This window comes from Helcococcus sueciensis DSM 17243 (assembly GCF_000423145.1).
GTDB lineage: Bacteria > Bacillota > Clostridia > Tissierellales > Peptoniphilaceae > Helcococcus > Helcococcus sueciensis.
Map to the genome: position 1 here is coordinate 58,127 of NZ_AUHK01000005.1, position 23,203 is coordinate 81,329.

At 26.6% G+C, this 23,203-nt stretch carries 25 protein-coding genes and 1 pseudogene; 25 read left to right on the forward strand and 1 reads right to left on the reverse strand.

Features of this window, described 5'->3' with window-relative positions:
• Positions 1-5: 5 nt before the first annotated feature.
• From G534_RS0102480 to G534_RS0102500, 5 genes are read left to right on the forward strand one after another with little or no spacing between them, the layout of a single operon-like run.
• Positions 6-1,646 (forward strand): DAK2 domain-containing protein, encoded by a 1,641-nt coding sequence (locus G534_RS0102480; RefSeq protein ID WP_027347711.1) that lies wholly within the window; start codon positions 6-8, stop codon positions 1,644-1,646.
• 1 nt (position 1,647) lies between these two features.
• Positions 1,648-3,636 carry a helicase-related protein gene (locus tag G534_RS0102485; RefSeq protein WP_027347712.1) on the forward strand — a complete coding sequence of 663 codons (1,989 nt, stop codon included), beginning with the start codon at positions 1,648-1,650 and terminating at the stop codon, positions 3,634-3,636.
• A gap of 6 nt (positions 3,637-3,642) precedes the next feature.
• Complete coding sequence (rsmD, locus tag G534_RS0102490) at positions 3,643-4,194, forward strand: 16S rRNA (guanine(966)-N(2))-methyltransferase RsmD (protein ID WP_027347713.1); 552 nt, start codon at positions 3,643-3,645, stop codon at positions 4,192-4,194.
• Positions 4,191-4,667 carry a pantetheine-phosphate adenylyltransferase gene (gene coaD, locus G534_RS0102495; protein WP_027347714.1) on the forward strand — a complete coding sequence of 159 codons (477 nt, stop codon included), beginning with the start codon at positions 4,191-4,193 and terminating at the stop codon, positions 4,665-4,667. Before rsmD ends, coaD begins: the two co-directional genes overlap by 4 nt.
• 8 nt (positions 4,668-4,675) lie before the next feature.
• Positions 4,676-5,149, forward strand: a complete 474-nt coding sequence (locus G534_RS0102500; protein ID WP_027347715.1) for an ATP synthase subunit B family protein — start codon at positions 4,676-4,678, stop codon at positions 5,147-5,149.
• A 32-nt stretch (positions 5,150-5,181) separates the two neighbouring features.
• On the opposite strand, the gene G534_RS0102505 is transcribed toward G534_RS0102500, so the two are convergent.
• The gene (locus G534_RS0102505; protein WP_027347716.1) at positions 5,182-6,354 is read right to left on the reverse strand and encodes a nucleotidyltransferase family protein; all 1,173 of its coding nucleotides are present in this window, start codon (positions 6,352-6,354) and stop codon (positions 5,182-5,184) included.
• A gap of 91 nt (positions 6,355-6,445) precedes the next feature.
• Between G534_RS0102505 and G534_RS0102510 the strand changes: the two genes are divergently transcribed.
• From G534_RS0102510 to G534_RS0102605, 20 genes and pseudogenes are all read left to right on the forward strand, one after another.
• Positions 6,446-7,639 (forward strand): acetate/propionate family kinase, encoded by a 1,194-nt coding sequence (locus G534_RS0102510; RefSeq protein WP_027347717.1) that lies wholly within the window; start codon positions 6,446-6,448, stop codon positions 7,637-7,639.
• A 75-nt stretch (positions 7,640-7,714) separates the two neighbouring features.
• Entirely contained in the window at positions 7,715-7,900 is a 186-nt protein-coding gene (gene rpmF, locus G534_RS0102515; protein WP_027347718.1) for a 50S ribosomal protein L32, read from the forward strand.
• Positions 7,901-8,096: 196 nt separating this feature from the next.
• Positions 8,097-9,101: a hypothetical protein gene (locus G534_RS0102520; protein ID WP_027347719.1), complete on the forward strand. Its 1,005-nt coding sequence runs from the start codon at positions 8,097-8,099 to the stop codon at positions 9,099-9,101.
• Between the two features lie 160 nt (positions 9,102-9,261).
• Complete coding sequence (gene plsX / locus G534_RS0102525; RefSeq protein WP_027347720.1) at positions 9,262-10,260, forward strand: phosphate acyltransferase PlsX; 999 nt, start codon at positions 9,262-9,264, stop codon at positions 10,258-10,260.
• Positions 10,260-10,487 carry an acyl carrier protein gene (locus G534_RS0102530; RefSeq protein ID WP_034595881.1) on the forward strand — a complete coding sequence of 76 codons (228 nt, stop codon included), beginning with the start codon at positions 10,260-10,262 and terminating at the stop codon, positions 10,485-10,487. Before plsX ends, G534_RS0102530 begins: the two co-directional genes overlap by 1 nt.
• A gap of 1 nt (position 10,488) precedes the next feature.
• The gene (rnc, locus tag G534_RS0102535) at positions 10,489-11,205 is read left to right on the forward strand and encodes a ribonuclease III (protein WP_027347722.1); all 717 of its coding nucleotides are present in this window, start codon (positions 10,489-10,491) and stop codon (positions 11,203-11,205) included.
• 41 nt (positions 11,206-11,246) lie between these two features.
• Entirely contained in the window at positions 11,247-14,771 is a 3,525-nt protein-coding gene (gene smc / locus G534_RS0102540; RefSeq protein WP_027347723.1) for a chromosome segregation protein SMC, read from the forward strand.
• Between the two features lie 67 nt (positions 14,772-14,838).
• Positions 14,839-16,176 (forward strand): signal recognition particle-docking protein FtsY, encoded by a 1,338-nt coding sequence (gene ftsY, locus G534_RS0102545; protein WP_027347724.1) that lies wholly within the window; start codon positions 14,839-14,841, stop codon positions 16,174-16,176.
• A 67-nt stretch (positions 16,177-16,243) separates the two neighbouring features.
• The gene (locus G534_RS0102550; RefSeq protein ID WP_027347725.1) at positions 16,244-16,654 is read left to right on the forward strand and encodes a hypothetical protein; all 411 of its coding nucleotides are present in this window, start codon (positions 16,244-16,246) and stop codon (positions 16,652-16,654) included.
• A gap of 102 nt (positions 16,655-16,756) precedes the next feature.
• Positions 16,757-17,173 carry a hypothetical protein gene (locus tag G534_RS0102555; RefSeq protein WP_027347726.1) on the forward strand — a complete coding sequence of 139 codons (417 nt, stop codon included), beginning with the start codon at positions 16,757-16,759 and terminating at the stop codon, positions 17,171-17,173.
• A 189-nt stretch (positions 17,174-17,362) separates the two neighbouring features.
• Positions 17,363-17,701 carry a YlxM family DNA-binding protein gene (gene ylxM / locus G534_RS0102560; protein WP_027347727.1) on the forward strand — a complete coding sequence of 113 codons (339 nt, stop codon included), beginning with the start codon at positions 17,363-17,365 and terminating at the stop codon, positions 17,699-17,701.
• A gap of 7 nt (positions 17,702-17,708) precedes the next feature.
• A complete protein-coding gene (gene ffh / locus G534_RS0102565; protein WP_027347728.1) occupies positions 17,709-19,046 on the forward strand; it encodes a signal recognition particle protein in 1,338 nt (445 codons plus the stop codon).
• A gap of 11 nt (positions 19,047-19,057) precedes the next feature.
• Positions 19,058-19,288, forward strand: a pseudogene (rpsP, locus tag G534_RS08840) (30S ribosomal protein S16); the annotation flags it as partial.
• 202 nt (positions 19,289-19,490) lie between these two features.
• Positions 19,491-19,733: a KH domain-containing protein gene (locus G534_RS0102575; RefSeq protein WP_027347729.1), complete on the forward strand. Its 243-nt coding sequence runs from the start codon at positions 19,491-19,493 to the stop codon at positions 19,731-19,733.
• Positions 19,733-20,218: a ribosome maturation factor RimM gene (rimM, locus tag G534_RS0102580; RefSeq protein ID WP_027347730.1), complete on the forward strand. Its 486-nt coding sequence runs from the start codon at positions 19,733-19,735 to the stop codon at positions 20,216-20,218. Before G534_RS0102575 ends, rimM begins: the two co-directional genes overlap by 1 nt.
• Positions 20,218-20,913: a tRNA (guanosine(37)-N1)-methyltransferase TrmD gene (trmD, locus tag G534_RS0102585; protein WP_027347731.1), complete on the forward strand. Its 696-nt coding sequence runs from the start codon at positions 20,218-20,220 to the stop codon at positions 20,911-20,913. The genes rimM and trmD overlap by 1 nt, the downstream gene beginning before the upstream one ends.
• Positions 20,914-20,915: 2 nt before the next feature.
• Complete coding sequence (gene rplS / locus G534_RS0102590) at positions 20,916-21,263, forward strand: 50S ribosomal protein L19 (protein ID WP_027347732.1); 348 nt, start codon at positions 20,916-20,918, stop codon at positions 21,261-21,263.
• A 50-nt stretch (positions 21,264-21,313) separates the two neighbouring features.
• Positions 21,314-22,165, forward strand: coding sequence for a ribosome biogenesis GTPase YlqF (gene ylqF / locus G534_RS0102595; RefSeq protein ID WP_027347733.1), 852 nt, complete (start codon positions 21,314-21,316; stop codon positions 22,163-22,165).
• A gap of 68 nt (positions 22,166-22,233) precedes the next feature.
• Entirely contained in the window at positions 22,234-22,875 is a 642-nt protein-coding gene (locus G534_RS0102600; protein WP_034595884.1) for a ribonuclease HII, read from the forward strand.
• Complete coding sequence (locus tag G534_RS0102605) at positions 22,853-23,203, forward strand: YraN family protein (protein ID WP_027347735.1); 351 nt, start codon at positions 22,853-22,855, stop codon at positions 23,201-23,203. The genes G534_RS0102600 and G534_RS0102605 overlap by 23 nt, the downstream gene beginning before the upstream one ends.

A 23,203-nucleotide genomic window follows, 5' to 3' on the forward strand; every position in this document is an offset into this window, starting at 1 on the left:
GAAATATGAAGAATATAGGATTTGAGGATTTGAAATTAGCTATAATTGGAGCTAATAAAAATCTTGAAACTAATAAAGAATATGTAAATGGACTAAATGTTTTTCCTGTTCCTGATGGAGATACAGGTACTAATATGTCCTTAACAATGAAATCAGTAAGAAATAAGTTAGAAAGTGCAGAGCCAAATATGAAATCAGTAGCAAAAGCTTTATCTACTGGTTCTCTGATGGGAGCTAGAGGTAATTCTGGAGTTATACTTTCACAATTATGTAGAGGTGCTGCAAAAGTTTTTGAACAAGTTGAAACTGTAGAGATTATAAATGTTGTAGAAGCATTTGAATCAGCTAGAGATACCGCATATAAAGCAGTATTGAAACCTACTGAAGGTACCATACTTACAGTAAGTAGAATGATTGCTGAATTTGCAAGAGAAAATTTCTTAAAATATGATGATATTTTAGTGTTTATAAAAGATTGTATAGATGCTGGTAAAGATGCACTTAACAAGACTCCAGAAATGTTACCAGTGTTAAAAGAGGCAAATGTAGTAGATGCTGGTGGTCAAGGTCTAATTTTCCTTTTAGAAGGAGCATATAGAACACTGAATGGAGAAGAAGTAATTGACAATCTAACAGACAGTGAAGTTATGAATATTAATCTAAATAAACATGTTGAACATGATTCAACAGTTAGACCTGAAGATATAGTATATGGTTATTGTACAGAGTTCTTAATACTGACAGATGGAACTGAATCTTATGAAGATTTTAGAGATGAAATAAGCCCATATGGTGATTCAATAGTAGCTGTTGGTACAGATGATATGATTAAAATTCACATTCATACAGATGATCCAGGATTTGTTTTAGGACTTGCTAGAAAAAAAGGTGAATTGACAGGTATTAAAATCGAAAATATGAGACTTCAAAATGCTGAAGTTATAAGACTTAAAGAAGAGCAAGAAAAAGCAGCCGAAAAAGAAAATAAAAAGAAATATGGATTTGTTTCAGTATCTATTGGTGAAGGCTTTGATGAAATCTTTAATGATTTAGGTATTGATAAGCTAATAAAAGGAGGGCAAACAATGAACCCTTCTACTGAAGATATAGTAGATGCTGTGAATAGTGTCAATGCTGAAAATATATTTATTTTCCCAAATAATAAAAATATAATTTTAGCAGCTAAGCAAGCAGTTGAACTTGTAGACAATAATCTTATAGTTATTGAAACAAAATCTATACCACAAGCATTCACAGCTATGATTAATTTTGATGATTCAAAAACAGCTACTGAAAATTGGGAAGCAATGACAGAATCATTGAAAGAAGTAAAAAGCTTACAATTAACTTATGCTATTAGAGATACTAAGAGTGGTGATTTAGATATCGAAAAAGATGACTATATAGGTCTTGAAAATGGAGACATAGTAGTTAAAGGTAAAGATATGAAAGATACATTCAAAGCTCTTATTAAGCATGCTGTAACAGATGAATCAGGAATTATTTCTATATATTATGGAGAAGATATTTCTGAAACAGAAGCTGTTGATTTACAAGAAGAATTAGAAAAAGAATATCCTTTAGTTGATATAGAGTTATATTATGGTGGACAACCATTATACTATTATATAGCAGCAATTGAATAAGATGAAACTAATTGATATTAAGGGTATAGGAAATAAGAAACAAGAAATTCTAAACGAATTAGGTATTTATAATATATATGATTTGTTGACTTATATACCTATTAGATATGAAGATAGATCAAACAAGACCTTAGTTGTAAATGCGATTGATGGAGTAAAACAATATTTTGAAATCACAATCGATTCAATTTCTAAGACTTATTTTTACCAAGCTAAAAAATCAATTTCTAGAGTAAAAGGAAGTGATGATAGTGGGTCAATCAACCTAATATGGTATAATGATAGATTTTCATCAAAAAATCTAAAAATAGGAGAAAAATATAAGTTTTTTGGTTATTACAGTTCAGATAAAAACGCTATAATTAATCCAGTGGTTTCAAAAATGAATGATAATAGCATAGGAGGGATTTATCCAATCTATGCTATTAAAAAAGGAATATCTTCAAAAGATATAATAAAGTATAAAGATTTTTTATTTTCTAAAGATATAAAATTAGAAGATTATCTAGAAGATAATTTTAAAAATAAATTTAATATATTAGATATTAATGAAATATATAAAATTTTACACAAGCCCAAAAATAATATTGATTTATATAATGCGCTTTATAACGATAGTCTAAGAAATCTATATTTAGAGAAACTATCAAATAGAATTTATACTGAAAACTTAAATAAAGAATATATTCAATTTAATCGATTTGACTTAGTTGACTATATTAGTGAATTAGGTTTTACACTGACAGATTCACAATACAATGCCCTAAATGAAATAATAAATGATATGACATCTAAAAAGAGAATGAATAGACTTTTGATAGGAGATGTTGGATCTGGGAAAACTATCGTAGCAATATTAAGTGCTATACTATCTGTTAGAAATGATTATCAAGTAGCATTTATGGCTCCAACTGAAATACTTGCAATACAGCATTATGAAAAAAATAAAAAGTATTTAGAAAGTTTTGGTATAAATTGTGAATTACTAATTGGTTCAACAAAAAATAAAGATGAAATTTATAAAAAACTAAAGTATGGAAAAATAGATATTATATTTGGAACGCATGCACTATTTCAAGAAAAAGTAAATTTTGATAAATTAGGTCTTATAATTACAGATGAACAACAAAGATTTGGAGTTTACCAAAGAAAAATGCTTTTTGATAAAGGTATATATCCTGATACTTTACTTCTGTCAGCAACACCTATACCAAGAACACTTGCTTTAAGTTTATATGATAATCTTGATTTAACTTTTATAGAAGAATTACCTAAAAATAGAAAACCAATTAAGTCTTATTTAACGAGTATATATAAAGAACAAGATTTTATTGATTTCGCATACAAACAAGTAAAAGAAGGTAATCAAGCATATATAGTTGTGTCAAGAGTAGAAGATGATGAAGATACAAATGATTTAGAATCTGTAGACAGATTATATAAAAAATTAAGTAAATATTTTAATTCAAAAATAAGGCTTGGAAAACTTCACGGAAAAATGGATGCTAAAAAGAAAGAAAGTATTCAAGCCGATTTTGTTGATGGAAAAATTGATATATTAATAGCTACAAGTATTATAGAGGTCGGTATAGATGTACCAAAGGCAAATGTTATAATTATTTATGATGCTAATCAATTTGGATTATCACAATTACATCAAATAAGAGGAAGGGTAGGGAGATCTGATATTCAATCATACTGCTTTTTTGTTATGAATGAAAAGAATCCAGTTTCTGAAAAGTTAGAGTATATTAAAGATAATCTTGATGGATATGAAATTGCTAAAAAAGATCTTGAAATAAGAGGTTCTGGAGAAATTTATGGAACTAATCAATCAGGATTTATAGAATTTGAGAATAGATTATTTTTCAATGAAGAATTGATATCAACTGTAAATAATATGATAGAAGACTCAGATAATATCAGTTTGAAGTTGAAATCTATAATTAATAAAAAGTTAGAAGAATTAGATAAAATAGTTATGAATTGAGGAAATATGTCTTTAAGAGTTATTACTGGTTTAAGAAAAGGACACAAACTTCAAGGACCAAAATCAAGTGATGCTAGACCAACAGAAGATAGAATTAAGGAATCTGTATTTAATATAATAGCCCCTTTTGATAATGATTTTATTGCGTTAGATTTATTTGCAGCTACTGGGAATATAGGAATTGAGTTTTTGAGTAGAGGAGCAAAAAAAGTATATTTTTCTGAGTTAAATAAAGAAAATATAAAATTATTGGAAGATAATTTGGAACATACAAAATTTAGTGATAAATCTGTTGTTTTAAAAGGTGATTTTAGAAGAAATTTATTGCAAATAAGAGATGAAATAGATTTTGTTTATATAGATCCACCATATGATATAGAAGATTATTATATAGAATCTTTTAAAATAATGTTAAAAAACAAATACTTTAAGAATGCATTATTTATAGCTGAAATGAATCAATACATTCATTTAATAGAATCTTTTGATAATTTAGAATTAGTTTATGAAAAAAAATATGGAAAAAAATATATTATGTTTTATAGGGAGAAAGAATGAGAGTTATCTATCCTGGTAGTTTTGATCCTGTGACAAATGGGCATTTGGACATTATTAGTAGAGCATCTAAAATTTATGATGAAGTTATAGTTTGTGTGCTTATTAATAATTCAAAAAATTACTTATTTACAATGGATGAAAGAATTGAAATGTTAGAAGATATATTATATGATTATAATAACGTAAAAGTTGCAAAATATTCTGGTCTTTTGATTGATTTTGCAAAGGAAAATCAAGCAGATGCCATTATAAGAGGAATAAGAGCTGTATCAGATTATGAGACAGAACTACAATTTGCTCAAATGAACAAGGTATATTCAGGTGGAGTAGTAGAAACATTATTTATGGTTGCCGAACCTAAATATTCATATCTTAGTTCTAGTATAGTAAAAGAAATAGCATCTTTTAATCGAGATGTTAGTGGTTTAGTTCCTAAAAATGTAGCTAATAAAATTAAAAACAAATTTAATTAGGAGGAGAAATGGATATAATTTCATTATTAGATGAATTAGAAGAACTTATAGATGAAGCTGGATCAGTACCATTTTCAAAAAAAGTTACTGTACACCCAGATGATATTTATGGGATAATTAATGATATGAAAGATTCTATTCCACAAGAAATCAAAGACGCACAATGGGTAAATGAAGAGAGAGATAGAATTATTTCTGAAGCAAATACTCAAGCTGCAAATATAAAAGAAAGAGCTCAAGAAGAAGTTCAAAGATCTTATGAGGAAGCAAATAGAAGATTAAAAGAATTAGTTAATGAAAACAGTATTACAGTTGCTGCAAATGAAGAAGCTGATAGAATTATTTCTGAAGCAAAAAGCACAGCTAGTACAATTACAACTAATTCATTAGCTTATGTAGATCAAATTTTATCAAAGACAGAAGATGAAGTTAAGAAAACTCTACAAGTTATTGAAGAAAATAGATCACAATTAAAATATTAAAAAATAGGGTTGCGGTATATATGCTGCAACCCTTAATTTATGAATGGAATATTTTTATAAAATGATTCTTTTTCATCTTTATCGTTTATATAATAAAGTTCATTTGCTTTAATTTCTATATCAAATATTGATTTATCTATTTTGTTTAAACTATAGCTATCTTTAAAATTAGTTAAAACTTGAAGCTCTTCTATATCTTTAATTTCTTTAAGCAATTTAGCTCCTTTATCATTAAATTTAAGAGCGTGTATATAACTTAGATCTATCATATTTTCTACTAGTTCATTATTTATATCTAATAAATAATTTAATACAAATCTTTGAAGTCTAGATTTTGTATGTCTTTTATTGTGTGATTTTTGTATAGTATCTTTGATACTTGAATTTAGATTATTACTAAGTAAATTTAGTATGCCTGTCTCAAATCCAGCAATATTTTCAGGTTTTTTTCTTAAAATATTCACCACATATTTAAATATAGAAGTATAATCATTTAAATCTTTTATATTTTTAGGTATTAATTTTTTTATATCTTCTGGAGCGTATTTTGTAAAATCAATTTTTTTATTTATTAAATTTCGTATGGTGCTAGCAGATTGAAATTCAAAATCATCTAAAGTATCACTATTATAACCACCATCATTTCTAATTATTGGAAAATATTTTATATTGCTATTTAATTTTTTTATTGCTTTTATATATTGAATAGCAAGTGTGTTATTTGGTTTTGAAATAGTTTCATAAATGTTAGGATTAATTTCACGTATTGATTTTTCATAAGCGGTCTTATATGAATCACCATTATTTATGTGTTTTTTTTGTAATTCATATATAAGTTTTTCATTTTTTAATTGAAAATTAACCATGTAATTAAAATAATCAATGGTATCAGATTCAACACCAAAACTAATATAGTCTACTAGTTTCATTTTGTTTAATATATTAATTGCAGTAAATGCAAATAAATCTGCAGATTGCAAACTTGCGATGGTAGGAAGTTGAATAACTAAATCACAACCATTTTTTATTGCCAAACTTGCTCTACCAAATTTATCCAAAATAGCGGGTTCTCCTCTTTGGACATAATTACCACTCATGATAACGATAATATTTGAGTTTGGGAATTTTGATTTAATTTTATTTATTTGATGAATATGACCATTATGTATAGGGTTATATTCTGCAACTATTGCAATATTTTTCATCTTGTATTAAATCCTTATTATTGATATAATTTTAAAACATAAGTTTAATTAATTATATACTAAATAAATAAATTATTGAATAGGAGTTAAAATGGATATTTTAGTATTAAATAGTGGTAGTTCATCTCTTAAATACCAATATTTAAATTCAGTTACAGGAGAAGTTTACGCTAAAGGGTTAATAGAAAGAATAGGAATCGAAGGATCAAATATTGCCCACAACACTAAAGATTATAAAACACAAATAGAAAGAGATTTACCAAGTCATAAAGAAGCGGTAGAGCTATTATTTGAAGTGTTATTAGATGAAGAACATGGAATAATTAAAGATATTGATGAAATAAAGGCTGTTGGTCACAGAGTTGTGCATGGTGGACCAATTGTTTTTCCGACATTAGTTGATGATAAAGTAATAGATACTCTTGAATATGCTAAGAGATTTGCTCCACTTCATAATCCAGGTGCTATTGCAGGTATTTTAGGTGTTGAAGAAGTGGCTCCAGGAAAACCAAATGTAATCGTTGTAGACACTGGATTCCATGCTGATATTCCTGATGAAAATTCAATCTATGCAATACCATACAAATATTATGAAGAAGATGCTATTAAAAGATATGGTGCTCACGGTATAAGTCATAAATATATAACTATGAAGACAGCAGAACATTTAGGAAAAGATGTTGAAGATGTAAATGTAATAACTGTACATCTTGGAAATGGCGCTTCTATAACTGCAGTTAAAAATGGTAAATCATATGATACATCAATGGGATTAACACCTCTTGAAGGTTTAGTAATGGGTACAAGATCTGGGGATATTGACCCTGCCGTAGTATTTACTTTAGGTAAATTACACAATTTATCATATGATGACATGGATACATTATTAAATAAACAATCTGGATTATTAGGTGTATCAGGTGTTTCATCAGATATGAGAGATGTAGAAAAAGCAGCTAATGAAGGTAATGAAAGAGCTCAGCTTGCATTAAAGATGTTCTATAATAGAGTTAAAAAATATATTGGATCATATATGGCATTACTTGGAAAAGTCGATGCAATTTCATTTGCTGGTGGAATTGGAGAAAATTCTTATTTTACAAGAGCTAATATTTTAGATGGCTTAGAAAATTTAGGCATTATCTACGATAAATCATTAAATGACGGTGCAAGAGAAGAAAAAGAAATAACTGGAAAAGGTTCAAAAGTAAAAGTATTCATTACACCTACAAATGAAGAATTAATGATTGCTAGAGAAACACAAAATATAGTAGAAAATTTATAAAATAATTGACAAATACGCAAAAACTATGTATACTATTTAAGTATTTTGAAATGATTAATTTAAGGAGGTGTTCATATGGCAGTACCAAAGAGAAAAACATCTAAAGCTAAAACAGCTTCAAGAAGAGCTTCTTCATATAGATTAAATAAAGTAAACTTTGTAGTAGATAAAGAAACAAATGAAGCAAGATTACCACATAGAGTAAGTCCTTCAGGATATTACAATGGTAGACAAATATTTGAAGTAGAAGATGCTGAATAATTATTGATTACAGTATAAAATATTGAAATTAATATTAGAAAATAATTATATTATAAAAGACTAAAATTTAATTTTAGTCTTTTATTTTTTTTATTTATTTTATTATAGTATGTTTATTCATATATTTAAGATAAAATTTGTTTTTTTATGATATAATACTTATTAACAGAGAAATATTGCAAGTAAGGAGTGTAAAATGGACGATAAGAACAAAGATATTATTGAAAATAATGATACAAATAAAGAAGAAAATTTAACAGATAATTTTTTATCAGGAAACATGGAAGAATCAAAGAGAACAGAAAATATTAACAATATACAAGATGAAAATGAATTAGATAATAAATTAAATGAAGAAAATCATGTAGATAATTTTACTGAATCTAATAATTATGAAAATATAGAAAATAATAAAGAAGTTGAAGACTTAAATTATACAAGAAATACTGTAGATATGAATAAATCAGAAAATTTTAATAAAGATAGTAATGATCAAAGTTTCAATGCGAGCAATGATCAAAACACTTCTAGAGAGAGTGAAACAAGAAATAGTAATGAGTTTTCAGAAAAAGCGAATGAGTTTATTAAATCTACAAAGCCAGTATTTAGTGAAATTTTTGAAAAATTTAAAATCTGGTTTTCAAATGATCCTTTTAAAGTATTTTCTAGTAAATTATCAAAATCCGCTACATTTACTATATTAGGTATAAATATATTAGTATCTATGATAACTTTAATGTTAAATGCAAATTCATTTACTTCAGTATTTTTACCTTATTATTTTGATGTGAATTTTTCAGTATTCGTTATAGGATTATTACTGAATGTTTCTTTTTATGCGCTACTTGCATTAACTTTTAAATTTATAGCGACATATTTAAAAGGTCCTAAACTAGGATTTATGTCATCATTAGAATTAATTGCACTAGTTACAATACCTAGTTTCTGTATTTCATTAGTTGGATTATTATTATTAGGGACTTTGTTTACACCAATATTAATTTTAACTAGATTAGTTATATTTATTATAAATATAGTTGCTTATTATGTTGGGATAAGAAAATATCTTGGAGTAGAAAGACCAACTTTTTGGGCTTTTATAGTTGGACTTTCAGTGTTTGCTATTGTAATAATGATACTATTTATAAATGTTTTTAAATTGATTATAAATAATATGATATATAGTAATTTTCCATTTTAATAATTTTATTAATTATATATTATGATTGACAAATGATGTGTTAGAAATTTCTAATACATCATTTTTTATGTAGAATAATTAATCCAATAACAATTAAGAGCTAATATTTAAAAAAATACGTAGTTATGATATCATAGAAACTATATGGAATGGAGTAAATATGAAATTAATTATTGATTTATTAGGAACTGATTTAGGACCAAAAGAAGTAGTATTAGGTGTAATAGATTCACTCAAGAAGACTAATTTGAATTTTATTTTAGTTGGTCCGGAAAAAATAGCAAGAGAAACAATTAAAGAGCAAAATGCTGACATCAATAGATTTGAATTTATAGATACTAATGTCTATATATCAAATGAAGAAGATCCTGCTAGGACTTTAAGGGTTAAAAAAGACTCTTCATTGGTTTTAGGATTAAATAGATTAAATGAAGAAGGTGAAGGATTTTTATCTGGTGGTAGCACAGGAGCATTGCTTGCGGGTGGACTATTTATAACAAAAAGAATAGGTAATATTAAACGAGCAACATTAATGGCTCCAATTCCAAACGCTGATGGAGGAATAACTCTTTTAGCAGACACTGGCGCGGTAGTAGATACTACTCCTGAAATGTTGTCACAATTCGCATCTTTAGGTTCAATAGTTGCAAGAGATTATCTTAAAAAAACTAATCCTAAGATATATTTATTAAATGTAGGAACTGAAGAAGGAAAAGGTGATAATAGAACTAAAGAAGCGTATAAATTAATTAAAGAAAATTCTAATTTAAATTTTGTTGGAAATATAGAAGCAAGAGATTTCTTAGATGGTAAAGCAGATGTAATAGTTGCTGATGGTTTTTCAGGAAATGTTATGTTAAAGGCAACAGAAGGTGCTTATAGCTTTATTTTTTCTGAGTTAAAAAGTGCATTAACATCAAGCTTAAAAACTAAAATTGGTGGAGCTTTGTTAAAATCAAGTTTAACTGGTTTTAAGGATAAATATGACTATAAAAAAGTTGGAGCTGCAATGCTTGTAGGTGTCAATAAACCTTTATTTAAGGCTCATGGAAACTCAAATAGATTAGCAATAGAATTTGCTATCTATCAAGCGGAAAAATTTCTAGAAGGGAATATAATAGAAAGTATTAAAGAAGAATTTATAGATAAGGAGAAGTAATGATTAGAGATAAGATAATAGAAATGGTAAGAGAAGAACTAATGGTTAATGATCTAGATTTAAATGCAAATTTACTAGATGATTATGATATAGATTCAATTGGTTTAATTGAATTTATAATGAATCTTGAAGAAGAATTTGATATTCAAATTGAAGATGAAGAAATTCAAGAACTAAAATCAACAGAAGATGTAATAAAATTAGTAGAAGAAAAAGCTGGAAACTAATATGCAAATTGATAATAAAAGATTAATAGAACTTTCTAATTTAGAAAGTTCTATTAATTATATTTTTAAGGATAAGAAATTATTAAATAATGCTTTTATTCACACTTCATATACTAATGAACATGTAAACCTCCATGGGAAAAGCAATGAAAGACTTGAATTCTTAGGAGATGCTGTTTTAGAGCTGGTATTTAGTGAAATTATTTATAAATACTTTAAGAAAGTAGATGAAGGAATTCTAACAAAATTAAGAGCAAATCTAGTTTGTGAAAAATCATTTTCAGAATTATCAGATAAAATTAATCTTTCAGATTATTTATTATTAGGTAAAGGTGAAGAAAAATCTGGAGGAAGACAAAAAGATTCTATAAAAGCGGATGCATTTGAAGCTTTCAATGGTGCATTGTATATAGATAGTGATTATGAACAAGTTTATAATTTTATATATGATCTTATAGAAGATAAACTAATTAATACTGAAACTATTAAAGAGTATGTAAATGATTTTAAGTCAATGCTTCAAGAACATTTACACAAATATAAAAATATAAACTGCAATTATGAATTAATAAAAGAAGAGGGATTATCACATTGTAAGAAGTTTTATGTCAATGTGAAAATAGGTAATAAGATATTAGGTACTGGAGAAGGAAAAAATAAGAAATTAGCAGAGCAAATGGCTGCTAAAGATGCACTAAAAAAAATGAATGTAATTTAATTATAATTAAACATTAGGGTATCTTTTTTCGGGATGGATTTATGAAATTAAAATATATTGAATTGTATGGATTCAAGAGTTTTGCTGATAAAACAAAATTATTATTTAATAAAGATATTTCTGCAATAGTTGGGCCAAACGGATCTGGGAAATCAAATATTTCAGATGCTATCAGATGGGTATTAGGTGAACAGTCAGCAAAATCTTTACGTGGATCTAATATGCAAGATGTTATATTTTCTGGAACAGAAGATAAAAAACAAATGAATATGGCACAAGTATCTATTGTTTTAGATAATAGCGATAAATCACTACCGATAGCATTTAATGAAGTGAATGTCACAAGACGTGTATTTAGAACGGGAGAAAGTGAGTATTTAATAAATAAATCTCCTGTTAGATTAAAAGACGTAAAAGAATTATTTTTAGATACTGGTATCGGTAAAGATGGATATTCAATAATAGGTCAAGGTCGTATTGATGAAATTTTAAATGGACGTCCTGAAGATAGAAGAGAAATATTTGACGAAGCGGGTGGTATTTCTAAAAATAAATACAAGAAGACTGAAGCTGAGAGAAAACTTGTTAAAAATGAAGAAAATATTGAAAGATTAAATTCAGAAATTAAGGTTAAGCAGCAAGAGTCGGATTTACTTGAAGTTCAATCAAATAATGCAAAGGAAGGAATAAAACTTACTTCAAAACTAGAAATATTAGAGTTGAATCTACTAGACAAATCAATAAGAAAAGCTTCTGAAGATTTAATTAATGATAAATCAAGATTGGAATATATAGACTCAATGCTAAGTGAAGAAAGTGAAGAACTTTCTAAATTACAAAATTTAATTAATCCAGTTCAGATTGAAATCTCGGAAATGGAAAATAAAATAGAAAATCTTAGAAATACGAGAATTGAACAAGAAAAGAGATTGCAAATACTTGAATCAGATATTAATCTATTAAATGAAAAATCAAGATTTTATAATTCTGATATAGAAAGAATTTCAAATGATATAATCATAAAAAATAAAAAGCAAAATCAATATTCTGATGATTTAATTAATAAAAAAGAAAAATTAGAAAATCTAGAAAAAAATAAAGAATTATTAATTGTAAAACAAAAAGAATTAGATAATAAAATTTCAGAATTGAAGAAAGAAATTTCTGAAAAACGTGAGAAATATTCAAATCTTTTTGAAAATCTTGAAAATGATAAAAAAATTCTTTCAAACTTACAAGTAGATAAAAATACTAAAGATCAATTGGATATTACAAATGAAAAACTTAAAAAATCTTATCTTGATGAAATTAATTTATTGGAAATTAAAATAAAAGAAATAAAAGAAAAAAATACTGATTTTGAAAATGAAAATATCGAAACTAATAATAAAATTTCTTTTAATACTAATAAAATTGAAGAAGTATTAAGTAATAGAGAGAATATATTAAATAATATTAATAATATTGAGATTAAACAACAAAAAAGCAAGGATAATTTGCTTATGCTTAAATCTCAAAGAGATATTTTATATAGACAATATAAATCATATGATGGATATTATAAATCAGTTCAAAACTTACTTCAAAACGCAAATCGAGATAATACTGTTAAAGAAAAAATAATTGGTGTATTAGCAGATTTGATTTCAATTGATGATAAATACAAGACTGCTCTTGATGTGGCGCTTGGATCATCACTTCAAAATATTGTTATTGAAAATGAAAATGATGGTAAATTCTTGATTGAATATATTAAAAGAAACAGAATAGGAAGAATTACATTTTTACCAATTAATAAAGTGAATGGATATAAGACAAATGTAAGTCATCCTAAGATGATTGATACATTAAATAATCTAGTTAAATTTGATAAAAGAATTGAAAAAATTATTGACTATTTTCTTGCAAGGACAATATTAGTTGAAAATATGGATGACGCGATAAAAGTATCTAATGAAACTAATGGATTTAGAGTTATAACTTTAGAAGGTGAAGTTATAAATTCATGGGGTTCAATGGTTGGTGGAAGTATATTCAAAAAGGAACAAAACTCACTAATCAATAGAAAAAAAGAATTAGAAGATATTAATAAAAAAATATCTGATTTTGAATCGACTGTTCAGAAATTTGATGCTTCTATCAATAAAGAAAAAGAAGTATTAAATGACATTATTTATAAATTACAAAAATTAGATGATGATAATAAAGATTTGTTAAATATTAAAGATAATATAAGGTATCAAATTAATGAATTAAATATTGAAAAAACTTTCAATGAGAAAAGATTATCAGAATATAAATCTCTATTAAAAAATGTAGAGGAAGAATTGGTGGTTAAGGATTATTCAAATATTGATGATTTAGTTCAAAGTATTAAAAATGATGAATTAGAATATGAAAATTTAGGAACTACTATTGAAGAAAAAAATAAAGAACTCACAGAATATGACAAAAAACTTTATTCTATAAATTCTGAAATTGATATTTTTGAAAGAGATAAAAATTTACTACTAAATGATATTGAAAATATTAAGTTTGATATTCAGGATATAAATAACAATTTAGAAAATGATAAAAAGTCACTTGATTTAATTGAATCAGAATTAAAAAATGGTGAAGAAAAATCTTCTAAATTAATTAGCGAAAAGGAAAATATAGAATCTTCTATAGAATCTACTGACGAAATAGAAAAATATAAAATGGAGCTTTCAAATAAGAAAGCAAATATTTCTAAAGACTTTGAAACTATTGAAAATCTAAAAAATAGCATTTCAGAAAATGAAAAAGAGAAGTTTAAACTAGAAATTAAGATTGATAATGCTGAACAGAAAGTTAATGATTTAAGAAATGATTATATAGAAACTTATAGTATTTCTAATGAAGATTTAGATATAAAATTAGAAAATATTGAAAAAGTAGATGCAACTAGGAAAGAAGTTCTACAAATAAAAAATAGACTTTCAGAAATTGGATACTTTAATTTTGAAAGTATTGAAAGATTTAATATTGTAAGTGAAGAACTTCAATTTATGAAAAATCAATATAATGATTTGGTTGAATCTAGAGAAGATATAGTAAATATGATTTCTAATATCGAAAAAGAAATGAAATTAACATTTAAGGAAGCTTTCCAAAAAATACAAATTAGATTTAATGAAATATTTAAAATATTATTTAATGGAGGAGAAGCTGAGTTAAAACTTGAATCAGGTGATATACTTTCAGCAGGTATAGATATTATTGCAAGACCTCCAGGAAAGAAACTTAAATCAATAGCTCTTTTATCTGGTGGAGAAAAAGCGATGACTGCAGTTGCTTTATTATTTGCTATATTTGAAACAAATCCGGCACCATTTTGTATTTTAGATGAAATAGATGCTGCACTCGATGAAGCAAATACTAAGAGATATGTAAATTACTTAAAATCACTAACTGATAAAACTCAGTTTATAATGATTACGCATAGAAAAGCTTCAATGGAAATGGCCGATGTTTTATATGGTGTAACTATGGAAGAAAGAGGAATCTCAAAGGTAATTACTCTTCTATTAGAAGAATACAATTAAAAAGTCGTTAATCGACTTTTTTATTTTGATATAATGATATTGAACAATATTTCTATAAGGAGTGAATATGTTTAGAAAATTATTTGGGTTAGATAAGAAAAAAGATAATAATGATGAATTATTAAAAAATAAAGAAACTGAAGATTCAAAATTAAGAGAAGAAATTCTAAAAGAAAGCAATGATTTACAAGATGAATCTTTAATAAAAAAAAGTCAACCAAAGGCTGTTATCAATATAGATAAAGATAATGTGGATATAAAAATAAATGAAGTTAATGAAGTTGAATATATTTTAATGAACGAAAAAGAAGACTTTACTACAAAAGATACAAATGAAGAAATTGTAGAAAATGGAATAGAGGATAATTCTTCAAAATCTTTTGAAGAACCAGTTTTCAAATCTTCAGAAGAATCACTTATTGATTCCTTTGAAGAGCCAGTTGTGGAAACTTATGAAGAAACTGTTGTTGAAGCTCCAGTTGAAAAAAAAGGTTTTTTTGAAAGACTTAAAACTGGTCTATTTAAAACTAGAGATGCATTCAATTCAGCTTTTGATAATTTAATAAATGGTAAAGCAAAAATAAGTGATGAATTATATGAGGAACTCGAAGAATTATTAATTTCTGCAGATATAGGAGTAGAAACTACTATTAAAATAGTAGATCAATTGAGAGATGTAATTGAAGAAAAGCATATAAGAGATCCAAAGCTCATCAAAAACGAGCTTGAAATGGTGCTTAAAGATAATTTAAGACTAAGAAATAAAAACAATGATTTGAATTTAGATTCTAATAAACAGGCGATTATCCTTGTCATTGGAGTAAATGGTGTAGGAAAAACAACAACAATAGGTAAACTTGCATATAATTTACAAAAAGAAGGAAAATCAGTAATGCTAGCGGCGGCAGATACATTTAGAGCAGCTGCAATTGAACAACTTACCGAATGGGCAAATAGATCAAATGTAGAAATCATAAAGCATGGCGAAGGATCAGACCCAGCTTCGGTCGTATTTGATGCAATAAAATCACAAAAAGCATCAAATACTGATGTTTTAATTATTGATACAGCAGGAAGATTACACAACAAAGTTAATTTAATGAATGAACTTGAAAAGATAAATAGAATAATCGAAAGAGAACATCCAGAAGCAACAAAAGAAAGATTATTGATACTTGATGCAACTACTGGACAAAATGCTATATATCAAGCAAAAGAATTTAATAAAGTAACTGAACTTACAGGAATAGTATTGACAAAACTTGATGGTACAGCAAAAGGGGGAGTAGTATTCCCATTACAAGTTGAACTTGATATTCCAGTAAAATATATCGGAATAGGTGAGCAAAAAGATAATTTAGAAAAATTCGACTCAGATAAATTTGTTGACGCCTTATTTAAATAATTCAAAAAGGATGGGATGCTGGATATATTAAAGACATTAGCAAAATTAAATGAAAGAAGGAAATAAAATGAAAATAAAAATTAGCATTTTATGTACACTATTATTAATCTTGTCCTTAGTTGCATGTCAAACACAAAAGTTAAAATTTGGTATAAATTTAGAAAAATATGAAGATATTGAATATATTTATTTAACAAATCCAAGAGTTGGAAAAAGATATTTAGATGATGAGTTAAAAGATAAAATATATAAATTAATTGAAAAGTTAAATGAGGATGATTTTGAAAAGGTAGAATTTGAAACTTTAAAAGGAGAAGGTCCTAAAATAAAATTTAAAGATTTTACTTTTGAAATTCTTGATAAAAAGATAAGATTTTTCATTAATATTGAAGATATGAAGCAATATAACCCTAAAAAAGAAATTAAAGAATTAAATGAATTGTACACACTATTAGAAAACGAATTAGGATTAGATTAAATCTTAATTTTGTAGTGTAAATGAGCAATATAAATCAACTGACATCAATAAGTTGGATTTAAATGATATGAACCTCATGACTCTAATGAAAGAGAGATTACTATGAAAAGAAAGCTTAGTTCTATACTTGTGATATTTATAATATTGGCTTTAGTTTCATGTCAAAAATCAAATACAAAATTTGGTATAGAAGTTAAAAGTTATGAAAATCTAGAATATATTTATTTTACTGGTCCAGACAATAGAAAAAGAAAACCAGAAAGTGAATTAAAACAAAAGATTTTAGACTTAATACAAAAACTAGATGAAGATGATTTTGAAGAAGAAAAAGATCCGGTTATATTACTGGGTGGTAGAGCAACTATATACTTTGATGAGTTTGTACTTGGAATCACGGATGATTATATAAGCGTTATTAATCCAGAAAGCAATGTCCATAACAGATTTAATGCAAAAAAAGAAATAGCAGACTTGTCTGAATTATATAAAATAATTAAAACTGAATTTGGAATGCAATAATTTATATGAGTGCATATGCGTAGAAAATAAAAATTTGATATAAATTTTTAAAGGTCTATTAATAATTGTGATATTTTATAACATTTATTAATAGATTTTTTATTTTAAAATATAACAAAAAAAAGTTGACAAAAGATTGAAATTTTGCTAAGCTTAATGAGTCAATGAAAAACCTTGACAGGAGAATAAATGGAAAAAAATGTAATGATTAGTATTTTGTTTGAATACTATGGTAAATTGCTTTCAAAAAAACAACATGACTCTATTGAACTATATTATGAAGAAGACTTATCGTTGACTGAGATAGCTGATTTACAAAAAGTATCTAAACAAAGTATTTCTGAGACTATTAAAAGATCTGAAAAAGCTTTGATTGAATTTGAAGACAAATTAGGTCTATATAAGAGAATGTCAGAATTACAGTGTTTAGTTGATAGTTTAGAAGAGCAACTCATGGATGATTTGGATGATAACCAATATTCTAAATATTTAGACATTATGTTCCAAATCAATTCGAAATTAAAGTAGGAAGTGAATTATGTTTGAAAATTTATCGGATAGATTACAAAGTTTAATGAGTAATTTACGTAGCAAAGGGAAGCTTTCTGAATCTGATATCGATCAAGCAATGAGAGAAATACGTCTAGCTCTATTAGAGGCGGATGTAAACTATAAAGTTGTTAGAGAGTTTGTCAAAAAAGTAAAAGAAAGAGCTCTTGGTGCTGACGTAATGAAGAGCTTAACTCCTGGACAAATGGTTGTAAAAATTGTAAATGAAGAATTAATTGCTCTTATGAGTGATGAAAACCAAGCTTTGAAAACTTCGCCAAAGCCACCTACAGTAATTATGATGGTAGGTTTACAAGGTGCAGGTAAGACCACACAAACGGGTAAATTAGCACTTCATTTGAAGAAAAAAGGTAAAAAACCATTATTAGTTGCAGGAGATATTTATAGACCTGCTGCTATAGATCAACTTAAAGTAGTAGGAAAACAAGTTGATGTACCTGTATTCTCACTTGGTAAAATTAGTCCTGTTGAAATTGCAAAAAAAGCTTTGGATGAAGCTAAAAAGAATTTCAATGATGTAGTAATTATAGATACGGCAGGACGTCTACATATAGATGAAGAGTTAATGGAAGAATTAAACTCTATTAAAAAAGCTGTAGATGTTACAGAAACTATTTTGGTAGTCGATTCAATGACTGGTCAAGATGCTGTAAAAGTTGCTGAATCATTTAATGAAAAACTAGATATAACAGGAATATTAATGACCAAACTTGACGGGGATTCAAGAGGTGGTGCAGCTTTATCAATTAGAGCCGTAACTCAAAAGCCTATTAAATTCATTGGTGTTGGTGAAAAGATGGAAGATTTGGAACAATTCCATCCGGATAGATTAGTATCAAGAATTTTAGGAATGGGAGATGTTCTTTCATTAATTGAAAAAGCTGAAAGAACTTTTGACAAAGAAAAAGCTCAAGAGTTAGAGCAAAAGTTAAGAGAACAATCATATGATTTTAATGATTTTCTTGATAATATTGCACAGATGAAAAATCTTGGACCACTTGAAGATATAATCAAAATGTTGCCTGGCGTTAATAATAAGGCGCTAAAGGGACTAAATTTTGATCCTAAAGCTATAGATAGAATTGAAGCTATTATTAAGTCGATGACAAAGGCTGAAAGAGATAAGCCAAGTATAATCAATAATTCTAGAAAGAAAAGAATAGCACAAGGTTCGGGTACAACAATTGGTGATGTAAATAAATTGCTAAAACAATTTGAAGAAACTAAAAAAATGATGAAAAAAATGGGTGGCATGAACAAAAAAATGAAAAAAGGGAAAAAGAAAAGATTCCCATTCTTTTAATGGAGGAAAAAATGGCAGTAAAAATTAGAATGAAAAGATTAGGTGCAAAGAAAAGACCTTTCTATAGAATAGTTGTGGCAGACGAAAGAGCTCCAAGAGATGGTAGATTTATAGAAGAAATTGGTTATTACAATCCAATTTCAGAACCAAAAGTATTTAAAATTGATTCTGAAAGAGTTAATTACTGGATTGGTGTTGGTGCGAAACCAACAAAGACTGTTGAAAGATTATTAAAGACAGACTTTGAAGATTTAGCAAAACAAGTTGCTGAAAAGAAAAGATTAGAAGAAGAAAAGAAAGCAAAAGAAGCTGAAGAAAGAAGATTACAAAGAGAAAAAGAAGCTAAAGAAAAAGAAGAAGCTGAAAGATTAGCAAAAGAAGCTGCAGAAGCAGAAGAAGAATCTGAAGAAGTAGAAGAATCTGAAGAAGTAGTGGAAGAATAATATGAAAGAAATCGTTGAATACATTGCTAAAGCTTTAGTTAACAATCCAGACGATGTTTTAGTTGAAGTAGAATCAAATGATGGAATTGTAAATATAAAATTGAATGTAAATCCTGATGATATGGGAAAAGTGATTGGTAAACAAGGTAAAATTGCTAATTCAATTAGATCAATACTAAAAGCTTGTGCGATAAAAGAAGAAAAAAAAGTTAATTTATATATTGATTCAAAAGACTCAGAATAATGGAAAAAATAAAAGTCGGTAAAATAATAAATACACATGGTATTAAAGGTGAAATCAAAGTCCAAGCTAGTGGAAATGAAACTTTTGATAGAGATATAAGCTATTATATCGGAAGTGATTTTTTTGAAGTTAGGACTACTAATTCTAAATTCCGTAATGGAGTATATATTGTTAAATTAAAAGATTTTAATAATATTAATGATGTTTTAATATTCAAATCAAAAGATATATTTATAGACTTAGATGATCTTTCTGATTTAGAAGAAAACGAATATTATATTAAAGATTTAATAGGATTAGATGTAATTGATGAATTTAATAATAATGTCGGAAAATTAGTAGATGTATTGGAATATGAAGCTAATGATGTCTATGAAGTTGAAACGAAAAATGGTTTAATATCGATACCATCTGTAAGTGAATTTATTATAGAAATTAATATTGAAAAAAAATATTTAAAAGCAAAAATTATCGAAGGTATGTAATGAGAATAGATGTATTAACGATTTTCCCGAATTCATTTAATTTTTTATATGAATATGGTGTAATAGGAAAAGCTATAAAAAATAATCTTTTTGAATTAAATATCGTAGATATTAGAACTTTTTCAACAGATAAAAATAAAAAAGTTGATGATGAAGTTTATGGAGGTCAAGCAGGTATGCTAATGACAATGCAACCAGTTGTCGATGCAATAAACTCTGTAAAGACCGATGATTCATTGATTATATTCTTAAGTCCTCAGGGTAAAGTATTTAATCATGATACAGCTATGAACTTAGGTGCTAAAAAGCACTTGATACTATTATGTGGTCATTATGAAGGTATTGATTCAAGAGTAATAAACAATTATGTAGATATGGAATTATCTATTGGTGATTATGTATTAACAGGAGGAGAAATACCAGCTATGGTTGTTATTGACTCGGTTACACGATTAATGGATAATGTTCTCGGAAATGAAGAATCTGCTAAGAGTGATTCACATTTCAATATATTATTACAACATGATCATTTTACAAGACCTAGAGAATACGAAGGACATAAGGTTCCTGAAGTTTTATTCTCAGGAAATCATGCGAAAATCAAACAATGGCAATTACAAAATAGTATTGAAAATACAAAAAGAAAAAGACCAGACTTATATGAAAAATATATTAATAATATACGAAAGGATTAATTATGGATATCATAAGACAAATAGAAGAAGAACAAAAGAAAGATTCTCTACCAGAACTTAGAGTTGGTGACTATGTTAATATAGATTACAGAATCAAAGAAGGTCAAAGAGAAAGAATCCAAATGTTTGAAGGAACAGTTATCAAAATTCAAGGTGAAGGAGTAAGAAAAGCATTTACTGTAAGAAGATTATCTTATGGTGTAGGTGTTGAAAGAACATTCTTATTACATTCACCAAGAGTTGAAAACATTAAAATTGTAAGACGTGGTAAAGTTAGAAGAGCTAAACTATTCTACTTAAGAAATAGAGTAGGTAAAGCAGCTAAATTAAGAGAAAAAACAGATTATTAAAATTAAAGGTTGGACAAAAGTTCAACCTTTTTTTCAAATAAGGAGGATATATGAATATTAATTGGTATCCTGGGCATATGAAGAAATCTTTAGATACTATAAGAGAATCTATGAAGATGGTAGATATTGTGTGTGAAATTGTTGATGCAAGAATACCAGTAAGTTCTAGAAATCCAGTAATTGATGATATAATTAAAAATTTTCCAAGACTTATTATTTTTAATAAAGCTGATATGGCAGATCCAAAAGAAACAAAAAAATGGATTGAATATTTTAGCAAAAAAAATATAGAAGTCATTGAATATAATTCTACAAGAGATAATAAAACAAATGATTTATATAAAACTGCTAAAAAAGTATTAACAGATTTATTTGAGAAAAGAGCAGCAAAAAACATTCAAGATAAAAGTATCAAAATGATGATAGTAGGTATACCAAATGTTGGTAAATCAACGTTTATAAACAATGTTTCGAAAAGAAAAGGTGCGAAAGTTGGAAATAGGCCAGGAGTTACTAGAACTAATCAATGGATTAAAACCAGTAGTGATTTGATGCTTCTTGATACTCCAGGAGTTTTGTGGCCAAAATTAGAATTACACGATAATGGAAGAAATCTTGCATTTACAGGATCTATAAAAGATGAAATACTTAATATAGAAGATTTAGCATTTGATTTTCTAAAATACATGCAAAAAAATGAACCTAAAAAATTAGAAAGTAGATATGATATTGATACAAATAAAGAAACTATTGAAATAATGGATGAAATAGCGAAGAAAACTGGATCAATTTCAAGAAATCAAGAAATTGATTATTTTAAGGTTTCAAATATTATATTTGATGATTTTAGAAAATTAAGAATTGGAAGAATAACATTGGAAAAAGTTGAAGATTTTGAATAGGAAAATGTTAAAATATTTTAATTATTTTGGCAGTTTTTAAATTAGTTTTTAGTATATAATGAGGTATCATGAGAGTAAAATTACAGAAAGATCAAATAGATGTTCTAATAGATTTAAAGAAGAATCATAAATTTATATGTGGCATTGACGAAGTTGGAAGAGGACCAATTGCAGGCCCAGTAGTCGCTTGTGCTGTAATTATGGGTGGTGAGAAAATAGATGAAGTTAAAGATTCTAAAAAATTATCTGATAAAAAAAGGAGGATTTTAGCTTCAAATATTTATGACAATGCATTAGCTATAGGATATGGTATCTGTGATAATAAAGTAATAGATGATATCAACATTAGACAAGCGAGTCTTCTTGCGATGAAGGAAGCAGTTTTGAATCTTAAAGATAAACTTGGACATCGTATATATCCAGATTTACTTCTGATAGATGCTGAATTAATAGATACTGAAATAGATCAAATTGGTATAATATCAGGCGATGATTTAGTCTATCAAATTTCTTGTGCATCAATACTTGCTAAAGTTTATAGAGATGATTTAATGATTGAATATTCAAAAAAATATCCTGGATATATGTTTGAAGCACATAAAGGCTATGGTACTAAGAAACACTATGAGTCACTAGAAAAATTGGGAGTGACGGACATTCATAGACTTAGCTTTTTAAAAAAATATTATGAAAAAAGAAGTGGTAGCTAAACTAGGTGAAGAAATAGCTTGTAGATATCTAAGATCTGAAGGTTATAAAATACTTGAAAGAAATTATAGATATGGACATTTTGAGGCGGATATAATTGCATCTAAAGAAGATATTTTAGTAATAGTTGAAGTAAAGACCAGAAAAGACTATAAATATTTGTATGCAAATGAAGCTGTTAATTATAAAAAACAATATAATCTAATTTCTATTACAAAAAATTATATTATGCAAAATTGTCTTTATAATCATGACGTAAGATTTGATGTAATTGAATGTTATTGGGATACAAAAGAAATATCTCATATAATTAACGCTTTTGAGGCATAA

What these genes read in the sequence shown, in the direction of transcription:
- G534_RS0102480 (WP_027347711.1), top strand. Translation starts at nt 6, where the DNA reads ATGAAGAATATAGGATTTGAGGATTTGAAATTAGCTATAATTGGAGCT.
- G534_RS0102485 (WP_027347712.1), top strand. Translation starts at nt 1,648, where the DNA reads ATGAAACTAATTGATATTAAGGGTATAGGAAATAAGAAACAAGAAATT.
- rsmD (WP_027347713.1), top strand. Translation starts at nt 3,643, where the DNA reads ATGTCTTTAAGAGTTATTACTGGTTTAAGAAAAGGACACAAACTTCAA.
- coaD (WP_027347714.1), top strand. Translation starts at nt 4,191, where the DNA reads ATGAGAGTTATCTATCCTGGTAGTTTTGATCCTGTGACAAATGGGCAT.
- G534_RS0102500 (WP_027347715.1), top strand. Translation starts at nt 4,676, where the DNA reads ATGGATATAATTTCATTATTAGATGAATTAGAAGAACTTATAGATGAA.
- G534_RS0102505 (WP_027347716.1), bottom strand. Translation starts at nt 6,354, where the DNA reads ATGAAAAATATTGCAATAGTTGCAGAATATAACCCTATACATAATGGT.
- G534_RS0102510 (WP_027347717.1), top strand. Translation starts at nt 6,446, where the DNA reads ATGGATATTTTAGTATTAAATAGTGGTAGTTCATCTCTTAAATACCAA.
- rpmF (WP_027347718.1), top strand. Translation starts at nt 7,715, where the DNA reads ATGGCAGTACCAAAGAGAAAAACATCTAAAGCTAAAACAGCTTCAAGA.
- G534_RS0102520 (WP_027347719.1), top strand. Translation starts at nt 8,097, where the DNA reads ATGGACGATAAGAACAAAGATATTATTGAAAATAATGATACAAATAAA.
- plsX (WP_027347720.1), top strand. Translation starts at nt 9,262, where the DNA reads ATGAAATTAATTATTGATTTATTAGGAACTGATTTAGGACCAAAAGAA.
- G534_RS0102530 (WP_034595881.1), top strand. Translation starts at nt 10,260, where the DNA reads ATGATTAGAGATAAGATAATAGAAATGGTAAGAGAAGAACTAATGGTT.
- rnc (WP_027347722.1), top strand. Translation starts at nt 10,489, where the DNA reads ATGCAAATTGATAATAAAAGATTAATAGAACTTTCTAATTTAGAAAGT.
- smc (WP_027347723.1), top strand. Translation starts at nt 11,247, where the DNA reads ATGAAATTAAAATATATTGAATTGTATGGATTCAAGAGTTTTGCTGAT.
- ftsY (WP_027347724.1), top strand. Translation starts at nt 14,839, where the DNA reads ATGTTTAGAAAATTATTTGGGTTAGATAAGAAAAAAGATAATAATGAT.
- G534_RS0102550 (WP_027347725.1), top strand. Translation starts at nt 16,244, where the DNA reads ATGAAAATAAAAATTAGCATTTTATGTACACTATTATTAATCTTGTCC.
- G534_RS0102555 (WP_027347726.1), top strand. Translation starts at nt 16,757, where the DNA reads ATGAAAAGAAAGCTTAGTTCTATACTTGTGATATTTATAATATTGGCT.
- ylxM (WP_027347727.1), top strand. Translation starts at nt 17,363, where the DNA reads ATGGAAAAAAATGTAATGATTAGTATTTTGTTTGAATACTATGGTAAA.
- G534_RS0102575 (WP_027347729.1), top strand. Translation starts at nt 19,491, where the DNA reads ATGAAAGAAATCGTTGAATACATTGCTAAAGCTTTAGTTAACAATCCA.
- rimM (WP_027347730.1), top strand. Translation starts at nt 19,733, where the DNA reads ATGGAAAAAATAAAAGTCGGTAAAATAATAAATACACATGGTATTAAA.
- trmD (WP_027347731.1), top strand. Translation starts at nt 20,218, where the DNA reads ATGAGAATAGATGTATTAACGATTTTCCCGAATTCATTTAATTTTTTA.
- rplS (WP_027347732.1), top strand. Translation starts at nt 20,916, where the DNA reads ATGGATATCATAAGACAAATAGAAGAAGAACAAAAGAAAGATTCTCTA.
- ylqF (WP_027347733.1), top strand. Translation starts at nt 21,314, where the DNA reads ATGAATATTAATTGGTATCCTGGGCATATGAAGAAATCTTTAGATACT.
- G534_RS0102600 (WP_034595884.1), top strand. Translation starts at nt 22,234, where the DNA reads ATGAGAGTAAAATTACAGAAAGATCAAATAGATGTTCTAATAGATTTA.
- G534_RS0102605 (WP_027347735.1), top strand. Translation starts at nt 22,853, where the DNA reads ATGAAAAAAGAAGTGGTAGCTAAACTAGGTGAAGAAATAGCTTGTAGA.